The 26614-nt window shown below is 55.7% G+C and carries 25 protein-coding genes and 1 tRNA gene; 13 read left to right on the top strand and 13 right to left on the bottom strand.

The features are described from left to right. Nucleotides 1-224: 224 nt before the first annotated feature. The 6 genes from HS103_05420 to HS103_05395 all read right to left on the bottom strand — a co-directional run bounded on the left by HS103_05420 (nucleotide 225) and on the right by HS103_05395 (nucleotide 6927). On the bottom strand, nucleotides 225-1028 hold the full coding sequence (locus tag HS103_05420; GenBank protein MBE7512240.1) for an MvaI/BcnI restriction endonuclease family protein: 804 nt from the start codon (nucleotides 1026-1028) through the stop codon (nucleotides 225-227). 128 nt (nucleotides 1029-1156) lie between these two features. Further along, nucleotides 1157-1891, bottom strand: a complete 735-nt coding sequence (locus HS103_05415; protein ID MBE7512239.1) for a site-specific DNA-methyltransferase — start codon at nucleotides 1889-1891, stop codon at nucleotides 1157-1159. A 99-nt stretch (nucleotides 1892-1990) separates the two neighbouring features. After that, nucleotides 1991-3373, bottom strand: a complete 1383-nt coding sequence (gene murC, locus HS103_05410) for a UDP-N-acetylmuramate--L-alanine ligase (GenBank protein ID MBE7512238.1) — start codon at nucleotides 3371-3373, stop codon at nucleotides 1991-1993. 12 nt (nucleotides 3374-3385) lie between these two features. After that, nucleotides 3386-3919, bottom strand: a complete 534-nt coding sequence (locus HS103_05405) for a CvpA family protein (protein ID MBE7512237.1) — start codon at nucleotides 3917-3919, stop codon at nucleotides 3386-3388. 93 nt (nucleotides 3920-4012) lie between these two features. After that, nucleotides 4013-6412, bottom strand: coding sequence for a DUF5060 domain-containing protein (locus HS103_05400; GenBank protein ID MBE7512236.1), 2400 nt, complete (start codon nucleotides 6410-6412; stop codon nucleotides 4013-4015). After that, nucleotides 6409-6927, bottom strand: coding sequence for an NUDIX domain-containing protein (locus HS103_05395; protein MBE7512235.1), 519 nt, complete (start codon nucleotides 6925-6927; stop codon nucleotides 6409-6411). The genes HS103_05400 and HS103_05395 overlap by 4 nt, the downstream gene beginning before the upstream one ends. Before the next feature lie 98 nt (nucleotides 6928-7025). Between HS103_05395 and HS103_05390 the strand changes: the two genes are divergently transcribed. From HS103_05390 to truB, 6 genes are all read left to right on the top strand, one after another. Continuing rightward, nucleotides 7026-7553: a hypothetical protein gene (locus HS103_05390; GenBank protein ID MBE7512234.1), complete on the top strand. Its 528-nt coding sequence runs from the start codon at nucleotides 7026-7028 to the stop codon at nucleotides 7551-7553. A 138-nt stretch (nucleotides 7554-7691) separates the two neighbouring features. Next, nucleotides 7692-8786 carry an SPFH domain-containing protein gene (locus HS103_05385; protein ID MBE7512233.1) on the top strand — a complete coding sequence of 365 codons (1095 nt, stop codon included), beginning with the start codon at nucleotides 7692-7694 and terminating at the stop codon, nucleotides 8784-8786. Between the two features lie 183 nt (nucleotides 8787-8969). Further along, entirely contained in the window at nucleotides 8970-9320 is a 351-nt protein-coding gene (locus HS103_05380) for a YraN family protein (GenBank protein ID MBE7512232.1), read from the top strand. Beyond that, on the top strand, nucleotides 9304-10236 hold the full coding sequence (gene miaA, locus HS103_05375; GenBank protein ID MBE7512231.1) for a tRNA (adenosine(37)-N6)-dimethylallyltransferase MiaA: 933 nt from the start codon (nucleotides 9304-9306) through the stop codon (nucleotides 10234-10236). The genes HS103_05380 and miaA overlap by 17 nt, the downstream gene beginning before the upstream one ends. A gap of 47 nt (nucleotides 10237-10283) precedes the next feature. Then, nucleotides 10284-11255, top strand: a complete 972-nt coding sequence (locus HS103_05370; protein ID MBE7512230.1) for a carbohydrate kinase family protein — start codon at nucleotides 10284-10286, stop codon at nucleotides 11253-11255. A gap of 27 nt (nucleotides 11256-11282) precedes the next feature. Further along, nucleotides 11283-12173, top strand: a complete 891-nt coding sequence (gene truB / locus HS103_05365) for a tRNA pseudouridine(55) synthase TruB (GenBank protein MBE7512229.1) — start codon at nucleotides 11283-11285, stop codon at nucleotides 12171-12173. Here the strand turns inward: truB and HS103_05360 are convergent. Further along, complete coding sequence (locus HS103_05360; GenBank protein MBE7512228.1) at nucleotides 12170-13405, bottom strand: hybrid sensor histidine kinase/response regulator; 1236 nt, start codon at nucleotides 13403-13405, stop codon at nucleotides 12170-12172. The genes truB and HS103_05360 overlap by 4 nt on opposite strands. 279 nt (nucleotides 13406-13684) lie before the next feature. Between HS103_05360 and HS103_05355 the strand changes: the two genes are divergently transcribed. From HS103_05355 to HS103_05330, 6 genes are all read left to right on the top strand, one after another. After that, nucleotides 13685-14035, top strand: coding sequence for a winged helix-turn-helix transcriptional regulator (locus tag HS103_05355; protein ID MBE7512227.1), 351 nt, complete (start codon nucleotides 13685-13687; stop codon nucleotides 14033-14035). A 12-nt stretch (nucleotides 14036-14047) separates the two neighbouring features. Continuing rightward, complete coding sequence (locus HS103_05350; protein MBE7512226.1) at nucleotides 14048-15295, top strand: NAD(P)/FAD-dependent oxidoreductase; 1248 nt, start codon at nucleotides 14048-14050, stop codon at nucleotides 15293-15295. Between the two features lie 38 nt (nucleotides 15296-15333). Continuing rightward, nucleotides 15334-15648 carry a TusE/DsrC/DsvC family sulfur relay protein gene (locus tag HS103_05345; protein ID MBE7512225.1) on the top strand — a complete coding sequence of 105 codons (315 nt, stop codon included), beginning with the start codon at nucleotides 15334-15336 and terminating at the stop codon, nucleotides 15646-15648. Between the two features lie 95 nt (nucleotides 15649-15743). Next, on the top strand, nucleotides 15744-16220 hold the full coding sequence (locus tag HS103_05340) for a DsrE/DsrF/DrsH-like family protein (GenBank protein ID MBE7512224.1): 477 nt from the start codon (nucleotides 15744-15746) through the stop codon (nucleotides 16218-16220). 804 nt (nucleotides 16221-17024) lie between these two features. Further along, nucleotides 17025-17402, top strand: coding sequence for a thioredoxin (trxA, locus tag HS103_05335; protein MBE7512223.1), 378 nt, complete (start codon nucleotides 17025-17027; stop codon nucleotides 17400-17402). A 56-nt stretch (nucleotides 17403-17458) separates the two neighbouring features. Then, nucleotides 17459-18313 (top strand): histidinol-phosphatase, encoded by an 855-nt coding sequence (locus HS103_05330; GenBank protein MBE7512222.1) that lies wholly within the window; start codon nucleotides 17459-17461, stop codon nucleotides 18311-18313. 457 nt (nucleotides 18314-18770) lie between these two features. On the opposite strand, the gene dnaA is transcribed toward HS103_05330, so the two are convergent. From dnaA to HS103_05305, 5 genes are all read right to left on the bottom strand, one after another. After that, nucleotides 18771-20201: a chromosomal replication initiator protein DnaA gene (gene dnaA, locus HS103_05325; GenBank protein MBE7512221.1), complete on the bottom strand. Its 1431-nt coding sequence runs from the start codon at nucleotides 20199-20201 to the stop codon at nucleotides 18771-18773. Nucleotides 20202-20894: 693 nt separating this feature from the next. Next, nucleotides 20895-21770 carry a hypothetical protein gene (locus tag HS103_05320; protein MBE7512220.1) on the bottom strand — a complete coding sequence of 292 codons (876 nt, stop codon included), beginning with the start codon at nucleotides 21768-21770 and terminating at the stop codon, nucleotides 20895-20897. Beyond that, on the bottom strand, nucleotides 21755-22726 hold the full coding sequence (locus tag HS103_05315; protein MBE7512219.1) for a hypothetical protein: 972 nt from the start codon (nucleotides 22724-22726) through the stop codon (nucleotides 21755-21757). Before HS103_05315 ends, HS103_05320 begins: the two co-directional genes overlap by 16 nt. 93 nt (nucleotides 22727-22819) lie before the next feature. Beyond that, nucleotides 22820-23830, bottom strand: a complete 1011-nt coding sequence (gene recA, locus HS103_05310) for a recombinase RecA (GenBank protein ID MBE7512218.1) — start codon at nucleotides 23828-23830, stop codon at nucleotides 22820-22822. A 338-nt stretch (nucleotides 23831-24168) separates the two neighbouring features. Continuing rightward, nucleotides 24169-24975: an IS5 family transposase gene (locus tag HS103_05305; protein MBE7512217.1), complete on the bottom strand. Its 807-nt coding sequence runs from the start codon at nucleotides 24973-24975 to the stop codon at nucleotides 24169-24171. A gap of 375 nt (nucleotides 24976-25350) precedes the next feature. Between HS103_05305 and ada the strand changes: the two genes are divergently transcribed. Beyond that, on the top strand, nucleotides 25351-26400 hold the full coding sequence (ada, locus tag HS103_05300; protein MBE7512216.1) for a bifunctional DNA-binding transcriptional regulator/O6-methylguanine-DNA methyltransferase Ada: 1050 nt from the start codon (nucleotides 25351-25353) through the stop codon (nucleotides 26398-26400). Nucleotides 26401-26504: 104 nt separating this feature from the next. On the opposite strand, the gene HS103_05295 is transcribed toward ada, so the two are convergent. After that, a tRNA-Pro gene (locus HS103_05295) sits at nucleotides 26505-26578 on the bottom strand. Nucleotides 26579-26614: the final 36 nt, after the last annotated feature.

The raw sequence follows: 26614 nt of genomic DNA, 5'->3' as shown, positions 1-26614 counted from the left end.
CTAAAAAGAACTATGTGGTTAGGCTTTTGATAAGCCTTTTCCCCTGATTTGTGTGGCTGATTTAACTCATCTTACGCAAGCGCTGTGATTTTCCCTGAGAGTACCTGCCTAAGAGGGTGGGGAGGGGCGCTGCCCCTCCCAAAGCGAATCCCCCCTCTCCCGCGCAGCGGGAGAGGGGGCTAGGGGGTGAGGATCTGTGTGTAAGGTGAGTGATTTAATTTAGATCAGTCGTTACTTTTTATATCAACCACAGTGATAACTTCTTCATAGAGCGTGGGCAGGTGGTTTTGTCTCATTCGGAACTTTGTCCCATGGTTATGCCCAGAACGGGCATCAAAATCAACAAACATGGCTCCCTTTTCAAGTCCTTCAAGTAAACCTTCAAAACGAAACCTCGTTAACATCTGAGTTTTGTTGTACCAATAGTACTCTTCGCCATTTTTCTTCTTTACCTCTGCCTGTACGTAGAAACAATTCAATAGTTTTGTGCCTGCTTTATGTTCTAAATCGTCAAATCCCCAATATGGTTGAGGGTTGAGTTCACCCAAGCCCACCCGCTGCTCAACAAGAGCAAGCCACTCCTTATGCTTTACTGAGACCAAACTCGCATTAAAGGACACTAATACCTGACGAGCATTTCGATCAACCTTAACGATGAAACCCCGATCACTGTGCCTCACCCCATGAATCGTTTGCCGAAAGCTCATTTCATTCGCGCTGTACTTTGTTCCTGCTTGTTGATGACGCCAGCCATATAATGGGAGTAAGATTTGTGGAACAAATCGCACCGCACGAGGGGAGGGTTCGGTATGAAACATTGTGGTCAATGCAGTTGTATTTGCTCTTTGGGTTTTCAGTTCCCATTCTGAAGCATTAGGAATGGGTAGATTATTTTCGACAATACCGAGATAGTCCTCAAGCGTGTTGCCAATTCCGCCATGATTTCCAAATCTGCCATTCTTTACGTAACCCATTTTTCCTAGATCTGTAAGACGACCAATTAGTTCTTCTTTTGTGTATATATCCACATTTCAGCCCTTCTTTCAATAGCGTTGATAGTATCTGTATAGCATTATCTGGGCAAGTTTTTTAGTTAGAATCTGGGAACAATATCAATCCCCCAAACACTTAGGCTTATTGTGGACGAACTTGTATTCTACGGGGCGAATGTATTTATTACCCGTGTTTCTGCAATGTCGCAATATTCTTTCGATATATCTATGCCGATGTACTGCCTATGAAGATTCTTCGCTGCTATAGCTGTCGTTCCCGATCCCATAAAGGGATCGAGGATAACTTTAGCGGTGGTGGAACTAATTATTCTTTCAATTAAGGCAACGGGAAATGGTGCGGGATGAGGGTTATTCATCTCTTGTGTAAATTCCCAAACATCGCCATAAGCATTTGTTTTAGGTGCTAGTCGAAACTTCGATTTAGCAATTAGATAGATGACTTCATACGTTGGTAGAAAGTACCCCGGATTAAAGTTGATTCCCCCTTTTCTCCGCCAAATGATAATTTGCCTTACTGGAAAACCAGAGACAATATCGTGTCGATCTTGCAGCAGTCCGTCTTGAACACGCCATTTATGATTATAAAAAATAGCGCCATCCTCATCAATGACACGCAGCATCTCTGAAAGACACTCTCTTTGCCATTGCACGTATTCTTCATGAGGCATGTTGTCGTTATGATTAGAATAGCCACTTTGTAACGCGGCATTCGCCCATTTGCCCCCTCTTCCATCTTTCATACCATTGCCAGTGGAGTTTTTGAGATTATACGGCGGGGATGTAACGACAAGCCCAATGCATTTGTCGGGTATCTGTCTCATTACATTAACGGCGTCGCCACAAATAATTTTGTCTATGAAGTCAGTTGACCAGTTCATGATTCACGTCTGTCATACCCATATCTTATAGCCCTCATGCCCCTACCCCCTTCTCCTTGCGGGAAGGGGGGAATAACCCTTTGAGGGGGCTTCCCCCCCTCACCCACCCTCCGCCAGCAGCATCTCCCCAATCTTCGGCGCATCGCCCGCGCTGAAGATAATCACTACCGCCCCTACCGTTAGTTCCCGCCGCAGCAGCAGCGCCGTTGCTGCCAAATCCCCGCTGTACCGCACATCGGGGTGATGTGTTCCGCGTACTGCCGCCTCAATAGAGTTCCCATCGGGATCGCCCGTTTGGTAACGTTCCCGTGACGGATAAATAGTGGTGATCAGGGCGTGGTCAGCGGCGGCAAACGCCTCGGCAAAATCCCCCAAAAGCGTCCGCGTCCGGCTGTAGGTATGCGGCTGCCACACCGCCCACACCGCCGCCTCAGGGTAGAGCTGCCGCACCGCCTCCAACGTAGTGCGGATTGCCGTCGGATGGTGTCCGTAATCGCTCAAGATCGGCACGCCGCGATAGACCCCCATCTGCTCCAAGCGCCGCCCTGTCCCTTTGAAGCTCAAAAGGGCGGGCATCATCGCCGTCAGCGATGCGCCATAGGCGACGCACGCTGCCAATGCCGCCAACATATTCTGGCGCATGTGCGCCCCCACCAACGCCGGAGGGAGCGCCTTCTGAAGGGTCACCTCCAGCAGTTCACCGTTTTCCATTCCCTGAATGACCAACCCATCCGCCGTCTCGCTTGCCTGCCAATTTGCTTCTGGGCTGTGAATTCCATAGGTCAGGGTGGGCTGCCCACGTCCTCGGCGGGGTTTGGCGATGCGCATCGCGCCGGAATCATCGGCGCAAGCGATCAACACGCCGTCGTAATCGGGGATGCGTCCCACAAAGCCCTCGAAGGCGCGGAGAGTATCATCAAAGGTGGGGAACATATCGGGATGATCGTGTTCAATGTTCGTGATCACACCAATCGTTGGCATGAGACCGAGGAACATGTGATCATACTCATCTGCCTCAATGACAAAGGCATCGCCCGTTCCGGCGTGGGCATTATTGCCCGTATTTTGCATCACCCCGCCCACAATGTACGAAGGATCGCGCCCCACCTCGCGCAGGAGGTGCGTGATCAATGCCGTTGTCGTCGTCTTGCCATGCGTTCCGGCTACAGCAATCTGGGTTTTGCCCTCAAGCACAAAGGGGAGCGCCTCGCGGCGCTTCAGTACCTCAATGCCAGCGGCGCGGGCGGCGGAGACTTCGGGGTTATCGGGCTGCACCGCTGAAGAAATCAACACCAGTTCAGCGCCTTCCACATGAGTGGCAGCGTGTCCCTCGTAGATCGTCACCCCCTCGGCGGCGAGCGCCGCTGTGATCGGATTTAGGGCGCGGTCTGAGCCAGAGACGCGAAAGCCCCGCCCGTGCAGCACACGGGCAATGGCAGACATCCCCGCCCCGCCAATCCCCACAAGATGAACATGTTTCATGATAGCACGCGCCTAGATCATCGCGATCAGGACAAACATGAACAAGACGATCACCAAAATCGTCAGCAGGTTGTTTTGAACAAGCCACAAAAGCGGCAAACTGGCAACCAATGCCGCGCTTGCCGATTCCGGCGAGGGTGCGTAGATGAAGGGGGGAAAGGGGTATTGAAAAACATCGAGATAGTACCAGATCGAGCCAAAGAATAAATACCCGTTTAGCGCCCCAAAGAACAATCCCAACAACCGCTCTTGCAAGCCCACCCGTCCAGATGCTTGCTGACGGGCAGCAATCCGCGCCGCAACTGCTGGCGTTTGGTAGGCAAAGAACGTGATCCCACTCAAAATCCCCGAATAGACCCAGAACTGCTGCTGCGCTGTTGCCCCACGCAAAAGCGGGCGCAAAACAACCCCATCAAACTGCCACGTGGCAAAGAGGGCAAGGATGATCCCTGCCGCCGAGACGAGTTCCCTTGTATAGCCGCGCAGAAAGCCAATGACCCCCCACAGGACGATCAGCGTCCAAAAAATCGTTGAGAGTTGAACCATGCGTCCGCGTCCTGCCCTTTTGATGTGCGGTTAATCCGCATAACAATAGCGATCATTCCCCGTTTTTGCTAGGGATAAGCATTGCTACCCCCCTCAGCCCACCACCCGCGCCGTTGGTGTCAAACTCAACTCTGGCGTTGGGGTCAGGGTGGGCGTTGCCGTTGGTGGTGTCTCTGGCTTTGCCACCCGCAGCGCCTCTAGGCTTAGCATCCCCGCCACTGGCGGCAGCATAACCCGAAACAGCCCGTCCGCTTCGACAATTTCCGTCTCCGAGCCAATCAATTCCCCCGTGATAAGATCAATCATGCGTACCCGATAGGACCCACTGGGCATTCCGGCGACGATAAATTCGGCGCTCTGGGGCGGGATCACTGCGCTGGTGTTAGCGGCATGTTGCCATGTGTACAGCCGGTTTTGGATGACGGCAAGCAGCGCTCCCTCGCGCTTTTCGGCACGGGCAAACGCCCGCAGCGGGGCGCGGTAAGACTCCACCTGAATCGATTCAATCTGTAAGTAATCGTCGCCGCTGTTATCAAGGACGATCTCATGTTCCCCCGCCGGAATAGGGACGATCAATTCGGTGGGAAACGCCCCGCTCACCAGCGCCAATTCAGCCGCCGGACGCCCATCAATACTCACCGTGAGTTGTGCGCCCGCCCGTCTGGAGACAGCCACCACGCGCACGGTCAGTTTCGTATCCACCGCCGCGCTCAACAAGTAGCGCTGTGGCGCAGCATTGGCGGCGGGGAACGTCTTTCCATACAGGTATGACGAGGCTAGGCGAATCGGCGGAAAGACTCCATCGGCGGTGATCCGAAAGCGCATGTTTGGTGGGGTACGGCTCGTTGCCGCGGCGTCAAAGCCGCTGATGGTGATTGGCTCATAGGCACTTGCTCCGATGAGCATTGTATTGACCCCCTCCATCGCGCCTAGTGGCAGCCGCTCCCATGCGGCAAGCGGGGCAAGGGCATCAGTCAGCCCGTTGGGGAACAGGTAGGTATCCCACCACCAGCTAAGCGGCGAACCAGCAATCCCCGCCATTGCCGCCGCCCAATACGTTTCTCGCAGATGAACGCCCGTTGGGTCTTCTGCTGCCGGCTCAAACCAGGGATTCAATGAAAATTCGCTGATCATCAGCGGACGATCTCCATTTAAGAGGTAAGGCGTCAGCAAGTCCAGCGTTTTCATAAACTGATCGCCAGAGTCAGTTACCGGACGCTGCTGGTAGTAGCGCAGTTGGTAAAAATCGAGGGCGGCATCGGTCAGTTCTCCCATGCGTGCGGGGTCACGGACTCCCGCCGTGATCAACCGATCATAGGGATCAATGTCCCGCAGGTAGCTGACCATCTCCGCCAACCACGTCGTCCCATAGCCCAGTGACGCTGGAGCAACCTGATCCAAGTAATCGATCACCTCCCAAGCGAACAGGCTGCGGCTGCCCCCCCACCGCCCCACAATATAGCGCAGCCGCGCCTTAAAGAGCGCCCGCCCTTGCTCTCCGGCAAAAAACTGCCCCGGCGTGGTAAAGGGTCCCCCCCGAACGACATTATGAGGGTTATCGATCCAATCGGCATCGGTCTTAGGGCGGGTGGGGGTGGTGGGGATGTTCACGGGCGGCAAGACGTAATCTGTCCAGCCCTGATACCAGACAAGGACAAGCTGCACGCGGATTCCCAAACGCTCTGCCGCCGCCATGACCTGATCCAGTTTCCACGAATCGACTTGCAGTGCCGCTGGATCGTCAAGGGGCGCCCGCCAACCCAAGCCAATGAACCAAGGCACATCAACATAAATGCGGGCAAAATTGCCCCCTGCTGCCGCCAGCGCCTCCAACCACGCGATGTACCCTTGCGTGTTTCGCGCCCCGCTCCACGACCAACCGAGGTTGACGCCGCGTGGATAAAAGGGCGTTCCGTCAGGATAGGCAAAGGAACGTTTGCCGCGATCTACGCGGATTGCCGCGCCGTTAACGCCTGTGGCAGGGGCAGCGCGGAAGTTTCCCACCGTCACGTTTTGCGTTCCCGACCCATCGCGCCACTTGACAACATACGACCACGCGCCGGGCGTCGGCGGGCTAAAGCGCACGCGCCACCCCCCTTCCCCTTTGGGCGTGATCTGTTCGACAAGGCAGTTTTGCGTACAGACCACCTCTTGTCCTTGCCACCAAAAGGCGGGAATTCTGTAGATCGCGCCGGTCTCGGCGGTGAATTCGCCCCATGCCTCCACACTGCGCGGGTCACGCAGAAGGGTGAAAGACACTTCATAGGGTTCGTACTGCCGGACAAGGCTGGCATCGGGCGTCAGGGTTGGGGGAATGGTGGCGGTGGGTGTGCTGGTAAAAACTTGCACGGCTGGCGGCGTAGGGGTTTCCCCCTGCGCGGCAATGATGGGCAGCGCTGCGGGCAGCAAACCGATTAGGATGATCAGATATATCGTCAGGGCGAAGGCGGCAAACCCTGAAAAAAAACGCCGGAGGGTCATCGGTGGGATCATCGTATCTCCGCAAAGCGAAGGATCATGCGATCTTGCGCGTCATAGCTAAGGTGGGCAAAAAAGGGAAGATCGCCGCCGCTGGCGATCCGCTCAAGGTAGATCGGAATGTCCTCCACACAGGGCAAGCTAGAGACGCTTTGCGGGCTAACCCACGCCAACGCTCCCTCCGCCGTGTCCTGTACGGCACGGGCAAGCGCCTCCCCGCTGAAGATGAACATGATCACCCCCGCCGCCCCGCCGCCATCAACCTGTACAATGCCGCGCAGCCGAAGGGCGCTAATCTGGCTGGGGGTTAATCCACTTTCCTCGGTAATTTCGCGCAGCGCTCCGGCGTAGGGGTCTTCGTTGCGTTCAATATGCCCCCCAATGCCGTTGTAATGCCCCGGAAAGATGGGGGTCGTGGGCGAACGTCTCATCAAGAGGACATCCCCACCATTATAGAGGAAGATGAGAGTACGTGGGATGGTGATCCACCGCCCAATGTCCATTCCCTGGTGTGCTGCGCTTGTCGTCATGCGTTCTCAAGACCCCCTAATTGCTAGGTTTTTGCCGCCCTGATGGATTGTGCTATGCTACCCTCATATGGTGAAGAAAGAATGAGAGGGGCAGATATATGTCCGACCTGTACAAAAAAATTGTATCCGAGCGGAGCGGCTTAGAAAAAATCATTGCCAAAATCCCCGGCTTTCGCGGCTATAAGGAAATGACCGCACGCCGCGAGGCAGACCGCCTGATCCGCGAGCATGTCGTCCGCCAGTTGAAAGACCAAATGCAGGCGCTGATTGGCGTCGAAAAAAAGATGATCAGTTCGGGTGGGCTTTCGTTGGTCAGCAAGGTCAAAAGTGGAAAACTTGCCTTCCAGACCTTCATTGATCGCGTCAACACAGCAGCCCCCGGCTATTCCGGTTTCTACGACTCAATCAAGGTGGGGTCGGACGAACTAGAGAAAATCTACGCCTTTGATGCGGCGATGGTGCGCTATGCCGACCAAATGCGCGAAATCGTCATGTCGCTTGAGGCGGCGGTGGGCGCGAAAGACAACGACAAAACAGAACTTGTTATCAACGCCCTGGATTCCCTTGCGTCAGAGGCGAACGCCGCCTTTGGAATGCGTGAAGATTTGCTCACTGGGTTAGCCTAACACCGTTAAGTAAACGGTGTTAACTTAACACCGTTCACATTTAGCTGAGTTAACGGCGTTAAGTTAACGCTGTAAAGAGAACAAGGGCATCGCCAAAACCACACGGGTGAGGTTGTGAAAGCGAAGGAGAAGTAGGGTATGTTGATCGATGTTGTCTCCCATCCAAACGTGATGGATGATGAACTAGTATACCGTGAGCCGCAAGGCGGGAACGGTCAATTTCGCATGGGGTCGCAGTGTATTGTCCAAGAATCGCAAACAGCGATCTTCGTCCGGCAGGGGCAGGTGTTGGATTCGCTCCCTCCCGGCGGGCATACACTTTCGACAGGGAATTTGCCGCTGCTCTCTGGTGCGCTGAAAATCCTTATCACCAGCGGGAAAACGCCCTTCACCGCCGATGTCTATTTTGTCAATCTGAAAGACCTCCCCGCCGTGCCATGGGGGACGAACCCGCCCATCTACATGGAAACGCCCGGCAAAGGTCCCGGCTTTATGCTGCTGCGCAATCGCGGGGTTGTGGATATTGGGATCGAAGACCCCATCCGCTTTTTGAAACAATATGGGATGGGCAAGCCGATCATGCGGCTTGGGGATATTCGGGATCGCATTCAGACCGTCCTCTTGGGGACGATCACCAGTTTGCTCTCCAAACAGCAGATCAATAACCTTCAGGCGGCGAACGCCCTCATTGATGACCTTGAGGCGGGGGCGCTGGCGCTTTTGAACGAGGAATTTGTGGCGCTTGGCTTGCGGATTAAATCGTTCCAAGCACAGGGCTTCGATATTGCCGACATCACGCAGCAAGACCTGATCAAGTATGGCGGGAATACCGGCACCTTTGCCGACCTCAAACGCTTGGATATTGCCCAAGATGCGGCGAACAATCCCGGCATTGGCGGGACGGCAGCAGCAGCCGGTGTTGGCTTTGGTGTTGGGCAGCAGATGGGGGGCATCATGAACCCTGACGCCGCCGCCGCACAACAACAACAGCAGCAGCAGATGAACATGATGATGCAGCAGATGATGATGAACATGATGAACAACATGAATCAGGGCAATCAGGCGCAGCCGCCCGCCGGGGCAGCCCCTGCTGGTGGGGCAACACCGACGACGAAGGAAGAAATTCAAGCGATGATCGACAGCCTTGATATGAAACTGGCAAGCGGCGAGATCAGCGAGGCGGTCTATAACAAGCTGGTTGCCAAGTGGGAAGAAAAATTGAAGGGGATGTAAGGAGGCGGCACGGCTGCTCTCCTCCCCCTAGTTCCCCCTTCTCCTTGCGGAAGAAGGGGGGTGCTTTCAGCCCGTAAACGATTGCCTTTGGGGACACCCCATAGCCCTTGACCATCCCACCGATTCAATGGGTTCGTGCTTTAGGCAGCCACACGGCAAAAGAACACAACAGGACGAACGCCTATGCCCACCACCAGAACAAAAGGAAACGCCGCTGAGGATCGCGCTGTTTCCGCCTTGCGCGAACGGGGATACACGATTCACGAGCGAAATTGGCGTCTGGGCGAGGGCGAGATTGATATTGTGGCACACGAAGGGGGCGATTGGGTCTTTGTTGAAGTCCGCGCCAGCTATGACGGTATTGATGCGGCGCTAGAGAGCGTGGGAAAAGGAAAACAAGGGCGGCTGCGCCGGCTTGCCGCTGCCTACCTTGCTGCCCACGATCTGGGGGAAGTCGCCCACCGGATTGATTTGGTGGTCATTGATCTAAAGACAAATGCCCTTGAGATTCTGACCCATGCCGTTGGCTGGTAAGCAGCGAGGCGTTGTTGTCATTACGGGGGCGACAGGGATCGGCAAAACCGCCCTCGCCGTCGCCCTTGTGCAGCACCTTCCCGTAGAAATTGTCAGCGCCGACAGCCGTCAAATTTACCGCCACATGGACATTGCGACGGCAAAGCCCACCCCCGCTGAACGCGCCGCCGTCCCCCATCACCTAATCGACATTGTGAATCCCGACGAGGTGCTGACGCTTGCCGGCTATCAGGCGGCTGCCTATGCCGCCCTTGATGCTATTTATGGGCGGGGGCTGATCCCCCTCTTGGTCGGGGGGACGGGGCAATATCTGGCGGCGGTGATGGAGGGCTGGTCGGCGCCGGATGTTCCGCCCAACGCCGAACTTCGTGCCGAATTTGAGGCGCAAATTGCCGCCGGAGAGGGGGCGGCGCTGGTCGCCCGTCTGCATCAGCTTGACCCACAGGCGGCAGCGTTCATCGACCCGCGCAACCTGCGGCGGGTGATCCGAGCGTTGGAGGTAACACTCCTTACTGGGCAGCCCTTTAGCGCCCAGAGAGGCAAAACGCCCCCTCCTTATTCCTTTCTTAAACTTGCTCTCACGGGGGATCGAGAAAGCCTGTATAATCGCCTTGATTCACGCATTGAGGGAATGATTGCGGCGGGATTGGTGGAGGAAGTGCGCTATCTCCATGAGTGCGGCTATGGGTGGAGCTTGCCCGCCATGAGTGGGTTGGGATATGCCCAACTTGGCGCTCATCTGCGGGGGGAACTAAGCCTTGCTGAGGCAGTTAGCCGCTTCAAATATGACACCCATGATTTTGTCCGCCGTCAGTACACATGGTTTCGCCGTTACGCCGATTTGATCTGGTTGGAATCCCCGCAGGCGGGGGCGGTTGCCCTTCAGGTGCGTGAATGGGCAGCGGGGTTAGCGTAGCTTCGTTTAACAGGTATCGTCACACACAACAGGGTTTTTTACGGATCATGAATGAAATCGTTGTCACCGGCTCCATCGCATATGACTATCTGATGCGCTTTCCGGGCAAGTTCCGCGAACAGCTTCTCTTAGACAAACTGGACATGATCAGCCTCAGTTTCCTCGTTGATGATATGGCGCGGCACTGGGGTGGGTCGGGGGCAAATATTGCCTATAATCTGGGCTTGTTGGGGTACCGTCCCCGTTTGGCGGGGACGGTGGGGCGCGATTTTGCCGATTACCGGACGTGGCTGGAACAAAATGGGGTGGATACCAGCGCGGTGGTGGTGGAAGAACAGGTTTTCACAGCATCCTTCTTCGCCAATACCGATGAGGAAAACAACCAGATTGCCTCATTTTACGGCGGGGCGATGAACTTTGCCCGCAATTACAGCCTCGAACAGACTATCCCCATGATCCCTGATTATGTCATTATCTCCCCCAACGATCCCGTCGCCATGGCAAACCTTGTTGAAGAATGCATCCGGCGGGGAATTCCCTTCATGTATGATCCGAGCCAGCAAATTCCACGCTTGGATGCCGAAACGCTGCGGCGGGGGGTCGAAAACTGCCACGCGCTGACGGTGAACGAGTACGAATGGGAGATGCTCTCGCGCAAGGTGGGCATGAGCGAGGCGGACGTTCTAAAAAAGGCGAAGGTATTCGTCCGCACACTGGGAAAAAAGGGCGCGGAAATCTTCACCGCCGAGAGCCACTACCCGATCCCGATTTACCCAACCGAACAGATTACCGACCCAACAGGTGTCGGGGACGCCTTCCGTGCTGGACTGCTGGTGAGCATGGCGTTCAATATCCCCTGGGATGTGGCGGGACGGGCGGCGTCGCTGGCGGCGGCGTATGCTCTAGAACAAGTTGGGACGCAGGTTCATCGCTATACCCCAGAGGCGTTCATCACCCGCTATCGGGAGGTGTTTGATGATCAGGGGGCGTTGGATGCCCTGAAGCGCGTGCGGAGTTAGGTAACAAGGACAAAGACAAACCAGCAGGTGGCGGCAATTTTCGGGTTTTTCGTTGTTGATAAACCACAGGGCATGACTAGCCACGATGTTGTGGCGGGCGTTCGGCGCGGGCTGAACATCCGCCGCGTTGGTCATGCCGGAACGCTTGATCCCCTTGCCACTGGGATTCTCGTTGTCTGTGTGGGGGGAGCAACGCGCCTCAGCGACTACGTTATGGCGTCTATAAAAACTTATCAGGCGGCGATCCGCCTCGGTGAGACGACAGACACCTACGACGCCGAAGGGACGATCCTCGCCCGCCGCCCAACCGACCACCTGACAACGGAAGCCGTTACCGCCGCCCTCGCCGCCTTTCAAGGCGAGATCGATCAAATTCCGCCCATGTACAGCGCTATCAAACAGGGCGGAAAAAAGCTCTATGAGCTTGCCCGAAAAGGGGAAACCGTTGAGCGGGCAGCGCGGCGGGTCACTCTTGAAACGCGCCTCATCCGCTGCACGCTCCCCCTTCTTGAGCTAGAAATCACCTGCACGGCGGGTACGTATATTCGCAGCCTTGCCCATGATCTTGGTGAGGCGTTGGGCGTTGGCGGGCATCTGGCGGCGCTGCGCCGGACGCGGAGTGGGGAGGCGCGGGACGGTGTAGCGTGGGATGTGTTGAAAGCGGCGTTTGCATCCGGCACATGGGGTGAGTTTCTTACCGATGAGCAAAAGTTGTTAGCCTCGATCCCCGCCCTCCATCTGAGCGCGGAAGCGGCGGCGCACATCTTGCATGGACGAACCTTCCCCGCCGAGGCGGATGAATCAGGCGAGGTCTGCCGCGCTTACGGCACAAAGGGGGAGTTCCTCGCCATTGTGCGGCGGGTGGGGGCGCTGTGGACGCCGGAAAAGGTGTTCGGGGGGGCAGACCCACCCGCTTAGGGCGGGCTGGTTAGTGCCACCGGAATCAAGACGTGGAAGGTGCTGCCCGGGCATCCACGTGGATCGTGACCGGGGCTTTCCGCCCAGACATGCCCCTTATGCCCCTCAACAATTCGCGTGCTGATCGTTAGCCCCATCCCCAAACCCATTCCCTGAAAATCCGTTTTGCTCGTCTTGCCGCGGCTGACATCAATTGCCGTGTAGAAGGGTTGGAACAAAAGGGTTAATTCATTGGCGGCGATCCCTACACCGGTATCGCGGAAGGTGAGGTGAATGTTGCCTGCCTCCCGCGCCGCATTGATGGTTATTCTGCCGCCGTCGGGCGTCGCTTTGATGGCGTTGCTGACGAGATTGCTAAAGACTACACGCAGCAGTGCCAGATCGCCCATGAAGGCAACCTCCCACCCCTCCCCGCTTGTTTCAAAGGACAGGCGGCGGGCTTGAAGGGCATCCTCGTACTCCCGTTTCACATCGGCAAACGGTTCGGAGAGGCGCATCGGGGCAAATTTCAACTCAAACTGATCGGACGCCACCCGCGCCATGATCACAAATTCGTTGATCAACGTTTGAAGGCGTTTCGTGCTATCGGCAAGTTTCTTGCCCATTATCGTGTAGGACTCATCAATGGCGCCGCCGGGGGTCATCATCGCATTGAGCATTTGCACATAACCGGAAAGGACGGTCAGCGGCGTGCGCATTTCATGAGACACCTGGGTGAGGAAGGAATTTTTCGCCCGATCCAGCGTGCGGAGCATGGCGTTATCATCCTGCACTTGGCGGAGGGTGTCCTCTAATTTTTGGGCAAGGTGTGCCTGAACTGTCCCCGTTGCCCGCCGTCGGTCATTGTCACTAATGGCGTCCACACGCCCATGAAGATATTCGCGGATCGTCGCTGAAAAATTTAAGCCGTCAATCGGTTTCGTCAAAAACCCCGTACAGCCCGCGGCAATGGCGCGGTTTTTCGCCTCGCGGCTGCTGTCGCTGGTGAGGGCGATGATGGGGATGTCCTTTTGGGCAGAGGTGCGGATGCGGGCGGCGATCATCTCGCCATGTAAATCGGGGAGGTTCAGATCGGTGATCACAATATCCGGTTGATGGCGGCGGACGAGATTCAACCCCTCCAAGCCGTTTGCCGCCGTATGAATGTCATAGTCTTGCTGAAGCAAGACCTGTACCAGCACCCGCGAGGGGGTATCGTCCTCGATATACACAACGCAAGGTTTCTCGCTCACGGTGGACTCTCCCCTTCGTGGTTGTGATGGTGTGGTTAGACAGCCTTTGCGGATGACACCTGATACCTACAGAGTGTACCGAGTTATCCGCCCACCAACCAGAGGATGTTTCTTAACGAATCCCTCACTTCTCGCCCCACATCCATCTTGTGAATTTTGTCACACAGCAACCGTGACAGAAGGCACTCCCTCCAATTTGCCTACCGTCATAAAGTATGAATAGATAGTGATATATGGATAGATGAATAGGTAGATAGGCGGAAACGGTCAGGGACACCCATGAAAACAACCTTACGCGAAGAAGTTGCCCAACTTCATGCTCAAATTTGCAATGCCCTTGCCGACCCAAACCGGATTTTGCTTCTTTATGCGCTGGCAGAGGGTATCCGCAATGTCAGCGAATTGTCCGATCTGCTCAGCCTTCCACAGCCAACAGTGTCGCGCCACCTGAAAGTCCTAAAGGATCGGGACATAGTCTGCGCCCAACGGGATGGGCAAATGGTCTATTACGTCCTCAAGGATAGCCGCGTGATTGCCGCCCTGGATTTGCTGCGAACGGTCTTGGCAGAACAACTGCAAAACCAAGTGACATTGGCGCGTAGGGTGATTCCCTTAGAGAACGCCAATTAGAGGAAAAATGCCATGAAAACATTGATTATTTTGGGGGGTGGCACAGGCGGCACGATGGTTGCTAACCGGATGTCCCGCCAGCTTAACCATGACGAATGGCGGATCATCGTTATTGACCGTGATGAGACTCACTACTACCAACCGGGGTTTTTGTTTATCCCCTTTGGCATCTACCAGCCCGCTGATGTGGTGAAGCCCAAAAAGAATTTTCTCCCCAAGACGGTGGAGGTCATTTTTTCTGAGGTGGAACGCATTGAGCCAGACGCCAACCGGATTCTCTTGGCAGATGGGGGGCGCACCCTCCACTATGATGAATTGGTCATTGCGACGGGCAGTGGGATTCACCCCGAAGAAACCGAGGGGTTGAAGGGCGAGGGGTGGTACGAGACCATCTTTGATTTTTATACACCAACGGGGGCAGCCGCCCTTCAGTCGTTTCTTTCAACGTGGCAAGGTGGACGGCTGGTGTTAAATGTGGCGGAAATGCCGATCAAATGCCCCGTTGCGCCGCTTGAGTTTCTCTTTCTTGCTGATTGGTATTTCCAAAAGCGGGGCATCCGCCACAAGGTTGATCTCGTTTATGCCACACCGCTTTCCGGCGCGTTTACCAAGCCGCGTGCCGCCGCTGTTTTGGGCGATTTGTTGAGCGAAAAAGGGATTCATGTCGAGGCGGATTTCAACATCAGCGCGGTGGATGCCGGCAAGCAAGCGATCCACGCTTACGATGGACGCGAACTGCCCTACGATGTGCTGGTGAGCGTCCCCACCCATATGGGCGATCCTGTAATCGGGCGCTCTGGTCTAGGCGATGAACTGAACTTTGTCCCAACAAACAAGCACACCCTCCAAGCCAACGATCACGACAACATCTGGGTCATAGGCGATGCTACCAATGTGCCGACCTCCAAAGCGGGGTCTGTCGCTCATTTTCAATTGCACACCGTGACGGAAAACATCCTCCGTCATAGTACCGGAAAAGCCCCCCAACCGAGCTTCGACGGACACGCCAACTGCTTTATCGAATCGGGCTTTGGGAAGGCAATTCTAATTGACTTCAACTATGAGGTTGAACCCATAGAAGGCATGTTCCCGCTGTCGGGGGTGGGTCCAATGCCCCTTCTGAAAGAGGCACGGATCAACCACATGGGCAAGTTAGCTTTCAAGTGGGTCTACTGGCATATGCTGCTGCATGGCAGACCACTTCCCATTCCAACACAGATGAGCCTTGCGGGGAAGCAGCTTACCACGAGTCCTAATTAGATGCGGTCAAACAAATGAAACGATGAGGAGAGACGATCATGACTGCCATACACGATAATGAGACAACCCTTCGCTTTGATCCAGAAGGGTATTTGGCAGACGCCCACAATTGGACGCCAGAAATTGGCGAATTCTTAGCTGCCCGTGAAGGAATTACGCTCACCGAGCGCCATTGGCAGGTCATTCGCTTTGCCCGCAAGGAATACGACACGACGGGCGAATCACCCACGCTGCGGAAGATCACGAAAAACAGCGGGGTGGATACCAAAGAAATTTACCAACTGTTCCCAGGCGGTCCGGCAAAAATAGTCGCCAAGATCGCTGGCTTGAAGAAACCTACCGGCTGCATTTGACCGCACGCCGCTGGCAAGATGTCCATTTTAGATGAGGAGATACGCTCATGATCACCTATCCGGTTGACGACATTGACCAACCCGCCGTCGCAGAGATGCCCCACACGGAAAAGAAACCCGCCCGTAAGCTGTGCATCATCGTCTCGAAGGGGGCGTTGGATATGGCTTACCCGCCCATGATTTTGGCGAATGCTGCCCGTATGAGCGGCATTGAGGTTGACCTATTCTACACCTTTTGGGGTCTGGATTGCATCACCGAGAAGAAGATTGACCACCTGCATCTGGCAACGGTGGGCAACCCCTCGTTCCCCATCCCGACGATCATCGGCGGGCTGCCGGGCATGTCGCAGGTTGCTACGAACATGATGAAACGGGATATTGAAAAACTTGATTTCCCACCCCCCCGCGAGTTTATGCAGACCTTGATTGACTCCGGCGCTCATGTCTATGGCTGCCAAATGTCGATGGACATGATGAAACTGACGAAAGAGGACTTGATTGAGGGCGTGGAGGTTATTGGGGCAATGACCTTTATGGAACTCTCGGAAAACGCCCAACTATTGTTTGTTTAAGCCGCTATCTGGAACAGATGAACAGCGGTTAGGTCAAGCCTAGTAGTCCGTCAAGAAGATAGGTAAAGTATTCCCTATCCGCCACGCCTCGCCTCTCCGTAGGGGCGACCACACGGGGTTGCCCGACGCTAAAGCAGCGGGCACCGCCCCTGCGGGGCTTGAAAACCCTAACCCCACCCCGTACACCGGGAATGGCAAGACATTCTGTGGGCGAAGGGATGAGGGTTTGACGTGACAAATGGGCTGGTTTTCGCCCCCATCCTGTGTGCCCTTCCGCGCCAAACTCCCTCTGGCGTTTCGGTAAACCATCAGCTAAGATTGTAATAAAATCCACGCACAACCTGTCCATAGTAGAGAAAATGCACCTAAAACAGCCGCTATCGGCTGCTGTATAGTGTATAACGTATGGGGGATGTACTGATGACTGTAGCTTATGCGGATACGCCGCTTCTGGTTGCCAGCAGCACCGAACTGGAAACCTACCTAACCTCTGAACTGCCTGTCTTGCTTTATTTGTGGAACGGCGAGACGCTGCGTACCGATGTGAAGACAGAATTGACGAATACGGCAAAGACCCACGCCGGGCGTATTCTCGTTGTTACCGCCGACGCCGCCCGTGCGCCAGAGCTTGCCGAACGCTTTGAGCTAGGCAAGCACCCAATTCTGATCGCCCTCGTGAAGGGGGAATCGCTTGGGCGTCGCAGCCGCCCCTGGGCAACGGATATTCCCGGCATGGTGGATCTGCTTTTGCCTCACGCGCCCGCCAAAGCCACCAAAGGGAACGGGGCGATGAAGGCAGTTGATATGCCTAGCCCTGCCGCCGCAGAAAACACCTCAAAGGCGCTTCAGACAAAACCTGTTACCGTGACTGATGCGACCTTTGAGCAAGAGGTGCTCAAAAGCACGCTGCCGGTGATGGTTGATTTTTGGGCAGAATGGTGCGGTCCGTGCCGTCAGGTTGCCCCTATTTTGGATAAACTGGCAGCCGAATTCGCAGGCAAAATAAAAATTGCGAAGGTCGATGTGGACGCCAATCCTGCCCTCTCCCAATCATTTCGGATCATGAGCATTCCGACGATGATGTTTGTCAAAAATGGAAAGATCGTTGGGCAAGAGGTTGGGGCTTTGCCTGAACACATCTTGCGCGACGTGGTAAACCAACTGATCGCGCTGAAAATCTAACCCGCCCGCGAGGTTAGCCTAAACACTCCCAAAGCATGTTCAAATACTGGCGAAAGATGTTCCAAAAACCACTTCAACACCATCTGATCACGGTAGATTACCACACCCATAATGCCCGCTGCGGTCACGCACAGGGAAGTATCGAAGACTACATTCGCGCCGCGCTGGAAAAAGGGATGACAGAGATCGGAATCTCTGACCACAGCCCGATTTACTGGCTTGATGGCGATGATCCGATGCCGAATACGGCAATGGCAAAAAGTGAGCTAGATGGCTATGTGACAGAGATTCTCGCTCTTAAAGCGAAATACGAGGGGCAGATCGCCGTCCGGCTTGGCTTGGAATGTGATTACGTCGAAGGGATGGAGGATACCTACCACGCTCTCCTTGCCAAATACCCTTTCGACTATGTGATCGGGTCTGTCCATTATGTCTTTGGCAAGAACGTTTATGACCTCAGCCGCTGGCGCGATGTTCGGGATGTGGTAGGGGAATACCGCGAGTATTACCGCTTGGTGGAAAAATCTGCGCAGAGCGGGTTGTTCGATTTTCTCGCCCACACCTCGGCAATCATGGCATATGCCCCCAAACCCTTTCCGGTGGACTTAGACGCCCTTCAAGATCAGGCGTTGGCAGCCATTCGGGAGGCGGGCGCTTGCCTAGAGATCAACACCTCTGGCTACCGCAAAATGACCACCGATCCTTTTCCAACAGTGCGGATGATTGCCCAAGCCCACGCGATGGGCATTCCCTTCACCTTCAGTTCCGATTCGCACAACCCCTCCCAAGTGGGCTACCACCGCGATGTGGTGGAAGGGCTTTTCGAGAAGCACGGGGTGACAAGCCTTGCTACCTTCAAAGAGCGGGAACGGGTCATGCTCCCGCTAAAACCTGTCTTAGAGATCGTCTGAAGTCCGCAGCATCGCCCTCTTGCTAACCCGCCCGCCGCTAAAGCGGCGTGTCCGCAATTAGAAAAAGGAACATCTGCCAAGAAGGGGTAAATACAAAAGTGACCAACTTGGCGGTGTTGACGGTTTTTGGGTCAGAACCCCTCACCCCTAGCCCCTCTCCCACGCAAGCGAGGAGAGGGGGAGAATGCATTCCCTCTCTCTGTTGACGGGGTGAGGGGGGGCTTTCCAAGCCCCGCAGGGGTGGCTGCTTTCAGCCCGCTGTTTTAGCGGCGGGATCATGAGCTTACAGCATTTTTCAAGGAGATTGACCCCCTAATGATTGACAGCCCCACATATCACGACATAATTACCAATGGCTTAGGCAGTGACGATCACGGGGTAAACGAACGACGCCCGCCCTTCTTGTAAGAAGGCTGGTTGCCGTCCAACCAGTGAGGGTACTGCAATAGGCGTTCTTCTAGCGTCGCCAACGCTCTTTCACCCGTACAGGGACAGGCTCTTGGGTCGCCGTGAGGCGCCCATACCGCGCCCGAACATCGGCAATATCGCGGGCAAAGGCAGCATCCCTCGCTACCAATTCAGCCGCACGAGTGCAGCCATGCACCACCGTGCTGTGATCCCGCCCACCGAGCGCCTCGCCAATTTCTGGAAGGGAAATGCCCCCGTCCTCACGGGCAAGGTACATGGCGATCTGCCGCGCTAAGGCAATGTGCTTCGTCCGCGTCCGGCTGGCAAGATCACTTAGGGAGAGATGGAAATGATCGGCAGTGGCGTTCAAAATCGCCGTCAAGGTGGGCGTTTCCCCCCTGTGGGAAAGACCTACCTCGTCGCTTGTACCAACCCCTAGCACCCGTAGAACCCGCTCAGCATCCGCCATCCCCACCGCTTGCTTGGTCAGCGTGCTGAAGGTTGCCAGTTGATCAACAGCGCTGTTCAGGTCGCGGACGCTTCCCGTAAGGCGTTCAGCGAGGATCGCCGCTACTGCCGAGGGGAGATTTACGGTTCGTTCGGCGCTCTTTGCGGCGATAATTGCCTCTCTTAGGGCATAATCGGGCAGTTCTAAGGCGGCAATCGGTCCAGATTGAAAGCGACTGCGGGCATCGCGGCTGAGTTTCGCCATATCACAGGGGAGGCGGTCTGCGGCAAAGATCATCGTCTTGCCTCGGTTGCGCAGCACATCCCAAATGGCGACAAGTTCGCTTTGGGTGCTGTCTTTCGCTTCGACAAATTGCAGATCATCAATCAGCACCATATCTGCCGTGCGAAATTTCTCGCGGAAGGCAGCCCCACCCGACCCGTTTGAGCGAATCGCCCCGATAAGTTCTGAGGTGAACGCCTCGGCTGAGAGGTAAACCACTTGCAATCCCCGCGCCACTGCCCGATGGGTGATCGCTTGCAAAAGGTGAGTCTTGCCAACACCCATTGCCCCTTGCAAAAGAATAGACCCCTGCCCATTGAGCGTCCCCTCGGCGGCGGCTTGTGCCAGAAGATAGGCGTAATGGTTGCTGCTCCCACTGACGAATCGTTCAAAAGTATAGTCGGGATGAATCGCCTCCCCTCGGTTTTCTCCCTGCGGCTCGGCTAGGCGCTGCGCATAGTGGAAAAGGGGGAACGTTTCGTCTGAATCGGTGTTCTCGGCGGCGGGATCGTAGACGATCACCTGAAAATCAATCGGCTGGCGAAGGAGTTTGCCTAGCGTTTGGGCAATGGAAGGCTGAAGATGACGCTCAATCCAATCGCGGGCAAAGCCGCTTGGTACACTGACAACAAAGCGCCCATCCTCATAGGCGAAGAAATCTGCCCGTCGCAGCCACGTATCATAGGTGGCACGGCTCAGTTGGATTTGCAGTTGTCCAAGCGTTGCTAACCAAGCGTCTTTGGCGTTCATAGAATCTATTCCAGTGGGGCGATCATAACCCTAAGGCGTGATGCACCCTCGGTGTTGGTATACCGCACGAATCATCAAAAAACTGTGGTGATTTTCAGAAAACGAGCACCGCGTCCGGGGCAAAGATGATCGGGTCGGCGGTGAATGTAGTGAAAAAGAGTATACCCCTATCAAAAGATTGGGTCAACAGGTTAAAGGCTTGGTTTGAAAATCTCGATAGAACCTTAATGGAAGGAGAGGATGATCCTATAAAAATGGCTCATACATAACGGCACTACCCCCCACCTGTGGGGGTAGTGATCCTCTACTCCCCACAGGTGGGGTTGGCGAACATGTGTCCATTAAGGCGACGTTAAACGAGGGGACGAAAAATTTATGCTATGGCAGTACCCTCACTGGTTGGACGGCAACCAGCCTTCTTACAAAAAGGACAGGCAACGTTCGTTTACCCTGTGATCACCACTGCCTAAGCCATCGGCAAGTATATCCTGATGAGCGGGGCTGTCACCATTAAGGGGTCAATCCCTTTGAAAAATGCTGTAGGGTGTGTCTGGAACATGAATCGCCAAAGAGCGCTCTGAACCAACCCTATCGTGTTGCCCCAGTACTAAAGCACTGGACTGAGATCAGCAGGAATCACCGCGCTGCGTTCAGCCCGGTGCGTTCAAGCCGAGAACGCTTTGCCGACACAGCCTAGAACGCCACTGCCTCAAAACGCCACTGACCGGTTGCACTATTCATCACCAGCGTTTGACCCCACACCGCTACGTAAACCATCTCTCCGGCGGCGAAGCGCTGTACCTGTGCCGTACCGCCCTGTTCCCCGCCAAGCGCCCAACCAAGCGCCGCACGCACACTGCTGTTAACGCCCCAAACCTTGCCAAAGCCACGTATGGGGGCGCTCCGTCCGGGGGGTGCGCCGCCTCCCCCGGGCGCATCGACAGAATCAACGCCTTCGATCCATGTATCGGCAAAACGTTGATACCCTCCTGTGTTGTAAAGGACATAAATTGCCCCGGCGGGAATATCGCCCACCGCCGAGACCCACACCATCCGCCCCCCTTCAAAGTCTTGAACGGCAGTGTTCACCCCAACGGCAGCACCAACGGCACAGCCCATTGTCGTATCCCGTGCGGCAATTGCGGCAAAGCCCCCCTGCCCCCCACCGAGGCACGTCCCCGATCCGCCGATGGGAACGCCAACGCCCCCCGGCACAGGGAAAACCGGCACACCCCCACTGAACACAAGCGTTGTCCCCGGCGGAAGTGGCGATTCCGTGTAGGTTGGGGTGAAGGTTTGAGTCTCCGTGGGGGGAACGGCTGGTTGTGGTGTTTTCGTCGCTGTTGGGAAAAGCGGTGTGCGGGTGATCAGTTCTACCGCCGCAAGGACGGGCGAGGGAACAGGTGAGGGGGTGAGCGTCTCTGGCGGACGTTCGGGGGTTGCTGTAATGTAAATAATTTCAACCGGAGTCGGTGGGGGGGTGGGATCACAGGCGGCAAGGCAAAGCCCCACAAAAATACCGACCACGCGCCAATACCACCGTTCCCTACGCTCTATGGGGTTTCCCATCGTGCCTTCCATGCTTCGCAGCGTTCTAGCAGAACACAATCATAAAATGCGATCATTTCGCGGCTGAATACCGCCTCCCCTACCGCGCCCACATACCCGCCATGGTCTGCCCCCGGCACAACCCAAAGGGCGATGGCTGCCGCGTTTGAGGGGTTTGCCGCCTGTAAGCGTGCCAACTGGCGGCGAGCGCCGACGAGGGTCACTTCCCGTTCGCCATAGACGAGGAACAACCCACGTGGAGGGATTTTATCCAAAGCGCCTATCGGGTTAAGGACGCTGGAATCATCGCCCGTATGGAAACGATAGGCGAACGCCATACCCGCTTCCATGAGCGCCTCTAAGGGGTTGGCGGGCTGCCCATCAAAGCCCATGATCTCATCAAGGTTGTGGTAGCCACCTTCTGCCACTGCCCCACGCACCTCAGGATAGTGTACCATTGCCATTGTGGAGGCTGCCCCCGCCGAAGAAAAACCATGCAAGGCAAGACGGGTGGTATCCATCCCACGCCCCTTCAGATAGGCAATTGCATCCCCAATATCCTCCCCATCACGGTAGCCCAGACTGAGCGGCTTACCCGCACACGCCCGTGATTCGTAGAGGAGGACGGTATAGCCCGCCCGCACCAAAAGCTGCGCCTCTGCCAACATGCCATCACGTCCGGCAGCAAAGGGGGGAGGAATCACAATCGTCGTTTTATTCCGCCCGCTGTCACGCTGAGAGGGATTACCGGGGATGAAAAAGGCGCGGTATTCCCCACCCCCTCGCGTCGGAATACGAACATCCTCAAAGGGGAGGTCATAGAGGGCGGGGGTGCGCCACTCGCCACAGGGAGGGCGCACAAGGGCGCTGACGCCGATGAAGCCAATCCCAAAAGGAATCATAATCAGCGGGGCAACCCCCACCAAGAGGATGATCATCACCAAACGGCGAAGGCGGCGGACAGGTGGTGTGGTCATGAACGCTCTCATCGTCGTCAGATAGACGTTCCGGCGCTTTCGCGCCGGATTGAATCTCGCCTTTTAGTGATGATAGTTTACCCGACCCAAAGGCTATTCCCCACCCCCAGAATCGCCCCCGGAATCGCCACCTGCGCCAAACGAGCCAATCGGCGCTTTATCAGCATTCTGGCGGATTGCCGTCTCCACTTCATAGGCGATTGCCGGATTTTCCTTGAGGAACTGCTTGGCGTTTTCGCGCCCCTGCCCCAAGATTCCATCGCGGTAGCGGAAAAACGCCCCGCGTTTGTCGATCACACCAATCCCCACGCCCAGATCGAGAATATCCCCAACCTTGCTGATCCCCTCATTGTACATAATGTCGAATTCCGCCTGGCGGAAGGGCGGAGCCACCTTGTTTTTCGTGATCTTCACACGGGTGCGGTTGCCAACGACATCCTCCCCCTGCTTGATTGCCTGAATGCGGCGAATGTCAATGCGCACACTGGCATAGAACTTCAGCGCCCGTCCGCCCGTTGTTGTTTCCGGGTTGCCAAACATGACGCCAATCTTCTCGCGCAGTTGGTTGGTGAAAATCATCGCCGTGTCGGTATTCTTGATCGCCCCAACCAGCTTACGCAGCGCTTGGCTCATCAGCCGCGCCTGCAAGCCGACGAAACTATCGCCCATCTCGCCCTCGATCTCGTTCTTGGGAACAAGGGCGGCAACACTATCCAGTACAACAATATCTAATGCCCCTGAACGGACTAGCGCTTCGGTGATCTCTAGCGCTTGCTCGGCGGTATCTGGCTGTGAGATGTAGAGTTGATTCACATCGACGCCAATACGCTCAGCGTAGATCGGGTCTAGGGCATGTTCCATATCAATGAAAGCACACACGCCGCCACGCATTTGCGCCTCAGCGATGATATGGAGGCACAGCGTCGTCTTTCCCGAACTTTCAGGACCATAAATTTCGGTGATCCGCCCGCGTGGGACGCCGCCAATGCCCAATGCCAAATCGACAGCCAGCGATCCCGTCGGAATCACATTCACCTGAAGATGCTGGGCGTCGCCCAATTTCATGATCGTGCCGTCGCCAAAGCGTTTCGTTAGCTCCGCCATTGTCTTATCAATCACCGCATCGCGGGGATTTTCTTTGGGATGGTCGTTGCTAGGGTCTTCTTTTTTCTTTGCCACGTTGCCGCCTTTTATCGGAACTCAGGGTGTTTCAGAACTAAAGTTCTAGAATACTCTGAATCAGGCGATCTGTCAAGCGGAGAATGTTTCGAGAGGCAGTATCTCAGAAGAAGAATCAAGAGGGCGAACCCGACGATTCGCCCCGTTGATCGGGAGGTTAGGACAAGCAGACCGGACGAAACACTTTTCAGAGGAACACTTCGCCACAAGGACTCTAGAAAGGGGTGTATTCCCGTCATTTTTTGGTTAGAGCGTGTTATGAACTATAGAAAAGGCGCAACCGTTTGAACAAACGGCTGTGCCACCAACATGGCAAATGCCAGAAAAGGCAAGCCTTTGAGGGTCGCTGGCAACCGTTCATAGTCCCGTGCCAAGCGACGAAAACGGCTCAACCAGGCGAAACTGCGCTCCACCACCCACCGACGCGGCAACAGCACAAAGCCGCGTTTGGCTTCTTCCAGTTTGACCGCTTCCAGTCGGATGCCGTGTTCTGCCGCCGCTTGTTCAGCCTTGTCGCCCGTGTAGCCTTGATCGACAAATGCCACCTCCACCGTTTCGCCCGTCACCTGCTGCACCTGCTGTGCCAGTTGTCCGACTTGAGCGCGATCCTGTTCATTCGCGGCGGTCACATGCAACGTCAGCAGCAGTCCCAGCGTATCGACTGCCATGTGCATTTTGCTGCCCTTGCGACGTTTCGCACCATCATAGCCTGCGCGTTCACCACTCTCCACGCTGGATTGCAGCGTCCGACTATCAAAGATGGTGGTGGTGGGTTGTTCGTTCCGTCCGGTTGCCAGACGTAACAAGAGCCGCAGGTCATGCACGAGGGATTCAAAGACCCCCGCTTTGAGCCAGCTCTGTGTCTGTTGGTAAATGGCATACCAGGGTGGCAAATCATTTGGCACCATCCGCCACGAAATACCACCCCGCACGACATAGCGCAGTCCATTGAACACTTCGCGTAACGGATGATCGCGTTGGGGCGCGTCTTCCGTCATCAGGGTTAGGTAGGGCGCAACAAATGCCCATTCGTCGTCACTCACGTCGGTAGGATACGCTTTTCTGTTCATCCCACCATTTTACTCAGGTGTTTTTTAAAGTGCATAACACCCGCTAGTTAGTAAATAGCTAAGGGCTTGTTGCTAGGAGAAAAGTAATCTACTGCCTGAACATGTCGCTTGACGGGTTCATTGAGGATGCAAACGGTTCACTCGACTGGAGTAATCCCGATGAGGAGCTTCACCGGTTCTTCAACGATCAGGAACGGGAGTTCGATTTCCAGTTGTATGGGCGATGAATATACGAGACCATGGCAGCACACTAGACAACAGCGCATACCACGCGAATGAGAGCGCAAGATCGCGGATGGTCGCCCCACCTACTTTCCTTTACAATGCTTCTATCGAGGAACATCCAAGCGATGGATGAAGGGAAGGGTGGCAGCCATGATACACTACACAACGGACGCTGAACGATGGGCAGCGATCACCACGCGGGATGCTAATGCAGAGGGTGTGTTTTGGTATGGGGTTGCCACAACGGGCGTTTACTGCCGCCCGACCTGTACTTCCCGCCAGCCGCGCCCGGAAAACGTCTCCTATTTTGACTCGCCTGCCGCCGCAGAAGCAGAGGGCTTTCGCCCCTGCAAGCGCTGTTCACCGCAAACTGCTGCCGCCAACCCGCAGCAGCAGGCGGCGATCTTGACGGCATGTGCCATCCTCAGTGAGGCGGAGAGCCGCCCCACCTTAGAGACACTGGCAACAGCCGTTGGAATGAGTCCCTTTCATCTGCACCGTACCTTTAAACGAATTGTTGGGGTGACGCCCTTTGCCTATCACAAGGCGCAGCGCCTAAAGCGCCTGCACGTTCACCTTCGCCGCGAGGCAACGGTGACAGCGGCTCTGCACAACGCCGGTTACACCTCAACAAGCCGCTTTTACGAACAAGACGCCGATTTATTGGGAATGACCCCTTCGGCATATGGGAGAGGAGGCAAGGGTATGAATATTCACTATGGCACAGCGGAATCAGCACTTGGTTGGGTGGTTGTGGGGGCGACGGAACGCGGTATTTGCGCCGTTGAGTTCACCGCCGATCCCGCTGACGCCGAAACGCTTTTGCAAGCACGGTTTCCAAAGGCAGCACTCCGCCGCGCCGAATCATCTTTTGAGGCAACGGTGCAGCAGGTCGTGGCGCTCATGGCAACCCCTTCAGCCGGGACAATGCTCCCCCTTGATGTTCAAGGGACTGCCTTCCAACACAAAGTATGGACAGCGCTGCGGGCGATTCCGGCGGGGACAACGCTGAGCTATGGCGATCTCGCCGCCCGCATCGGGCTGCCAAAGGCATCGCGGGCGGTGGGACGGGCAGTTGCCACCAATCCCCTCGCCGTGATCATCCCTTGCCATCGCATCGTTGGCAAGGCGGGCAAACTCACCGGCTACCGCTGGGGCGTGGCGCGGAAAAAGCGCCTTCTGGAGGCAGAAAAAGCCTAACGGTAGTCCCCCCTGCTTGGCAACTCTCTGCTTTCACCCCGATCAATAACCAACAAAAAGACCGCCCTTCGGGTGGGCGGTCTTACCTCAGCTTATTCCTAAAGTCGGGGTGCGCGGATTCGAACCGCGGACCTCTTCGACCCGAACGAAGCGCGCTACCAAACTGCGCTACACCCCGATCTGCATCTTTCAGTGTACCATAGAGGGAGGGGAG

The organism is Anaerolineales bacterium, assembly GCA_015075625.1.
Taxonomy (GTDB): Bacteria; Chloroflexota; Anaerolineae; order Aggregatilineales; family UBA2796; genus UBA2796.
This window is presented reverse-complemented; position numbering and strand designations above follow the sequence as displayed.

Bases quoted from the DNA above. Each gene is read 5' to 3' on its own strand.
- HS103_05415 (MBE7512239.1), bottom strand. From the start codon at position 1,891: ATGAACTGGTCAACTGACTTCATAGACAAAATTATTTGTGGCGACGCC.
- murC (MBE7512238.1), bottom strand. From the start codon at position 3,373: ATGAAACATGTTCATCTTGTGGGGATTGGCGGGGCGGGGATGTCTGCC.
- HS103_05405 (MBE7512237.1), bottom strand. From the start codon at position 3,919: ATGGTTCAACTCTCAACGATTTTTTGGACGCTGATCGTCCTGTGGGGG.
- HS103_05400 (MBE7512236.1), bottom strand. From the start codon at position 6,412: ATGATCCCACCGATGACCCTCCGGCGTTTTTTTTCAGGGTTTGCCGCC.
- HS103_05395 (MBE7512235.1), bottom strand. From the start codon at position 6,927: ATGACGACAAGCGCAGCACACCAGGGAATGGACATTGGGCGGTGGATC.
- HS103_05390 (MBE7512234.1), top strand. From the start codon at position 7,026: ATGTCCGACCTGTACAAAAAAATTGTATCCGAGCGGAGCGGCTTAGAA.
- HS103_05385 (MBE7512233.1), top strand. From the start codon at position 7,692: ATGTTGATCGATGTTGTCTCCCATCCAAACGTGATGGATGATGAACTA.
- HS103_05380 (MBE7512232.1), top strand. From the start codon at position 8,970: ATGCCCACCACCAGAACAAAAGGAAACGCCGCTGAGGATCGCGCTGTT.
- miaA (MBE7512231.1), top strand. From the start codon at position 9,304: ATGCCGTTGGCTGGTAAGCAGCGAGGCGTTGTTGTCATTACGGGGGCG.
- HS103_05370 (MBE7512230.1), top strand. From the start codon at position 10,284: ATGAATGAAATCGTTGTCACCGGCTCCATCGCATATGACTATCTGATG.
- HS103_05355 (MBE7512227.1), top strand. From the start codon at position 13,685: ATGAAAACAACCTTACGCGAAGAAGTTGCCCAACTTCATGCTCAAATT.
- HS103_05350 (MBE7512226.1), top strand. From the start codon at position 14,048: ATGAAAACATTGATTATTTTGGGGGGTGGCACAGGCGGCACGATGGTT.
- HS103_05345 (MBE7512225.1), top strand. From the start codon at position 15,334: ATGACTGCCATACACGATAATGAGACAACCCTTCGCTTTGATCCAGAA.
- HS103_05340 (MBE7512224.1), top strand. From the start codon at position 15,744: ATGCCCCACACGGAAAAGAAACCCGCCCGTAAGCTGTGCATCATCGTC.
- trxA (MBE7512223.1), top strand. From the start codon at position 17,025: ATGCCTAGCCCTGCCGCCGCAGAAAACACCTCAAAGGCGCTTCAGACA.
- HS103_05330 (MBE7512222.1), top strand. From the start codon at position 17,459: ATGTTCCAAAAACCACTTCAACACCATCTGATCACGGTAGATTACCAC.
- dnaA (MBE7512221.1), bottom strand. From the start codon at position 20,201: ATGAACGCCAAAGACGCTTGGTTAGCAACGCTTGGACAACTGCAAATC.
- HS103_05320 (MBE7512220.1), bottom strand. From the start codon at position 21,770: ATGGGAAACCCCATAGAGCGTAGGGAACGGTGGTATTGGCGCGTGGTC.
- HS103_05315 (MBE7512219.1), bottom strand. From the start codon at position 22,726: ATGACCACACCACCTGTCCGCCGCCTTCGCCGTTTGGTGATGATCATC.
- recA (MBE7512218.1), bottom strand. From the start codon at position 23,830: ATGGCGGAGCTAACGAAACGCTTTGGCGACGGCACGATCATGAAATTG.
- HS103_05305 (MBE7512217.1), bottom strand. From the start codon at position 24,975: ATGAACAGAAAAGCGTATCCTACCGACGTGAGTGACGACGAATGGGCA.
- ada (MBE7512216.1), top strand. From the start codon at position 25,351: ATGATACACTACACAACGGACGCTGAACGATGGGCAGCGATCACCACG.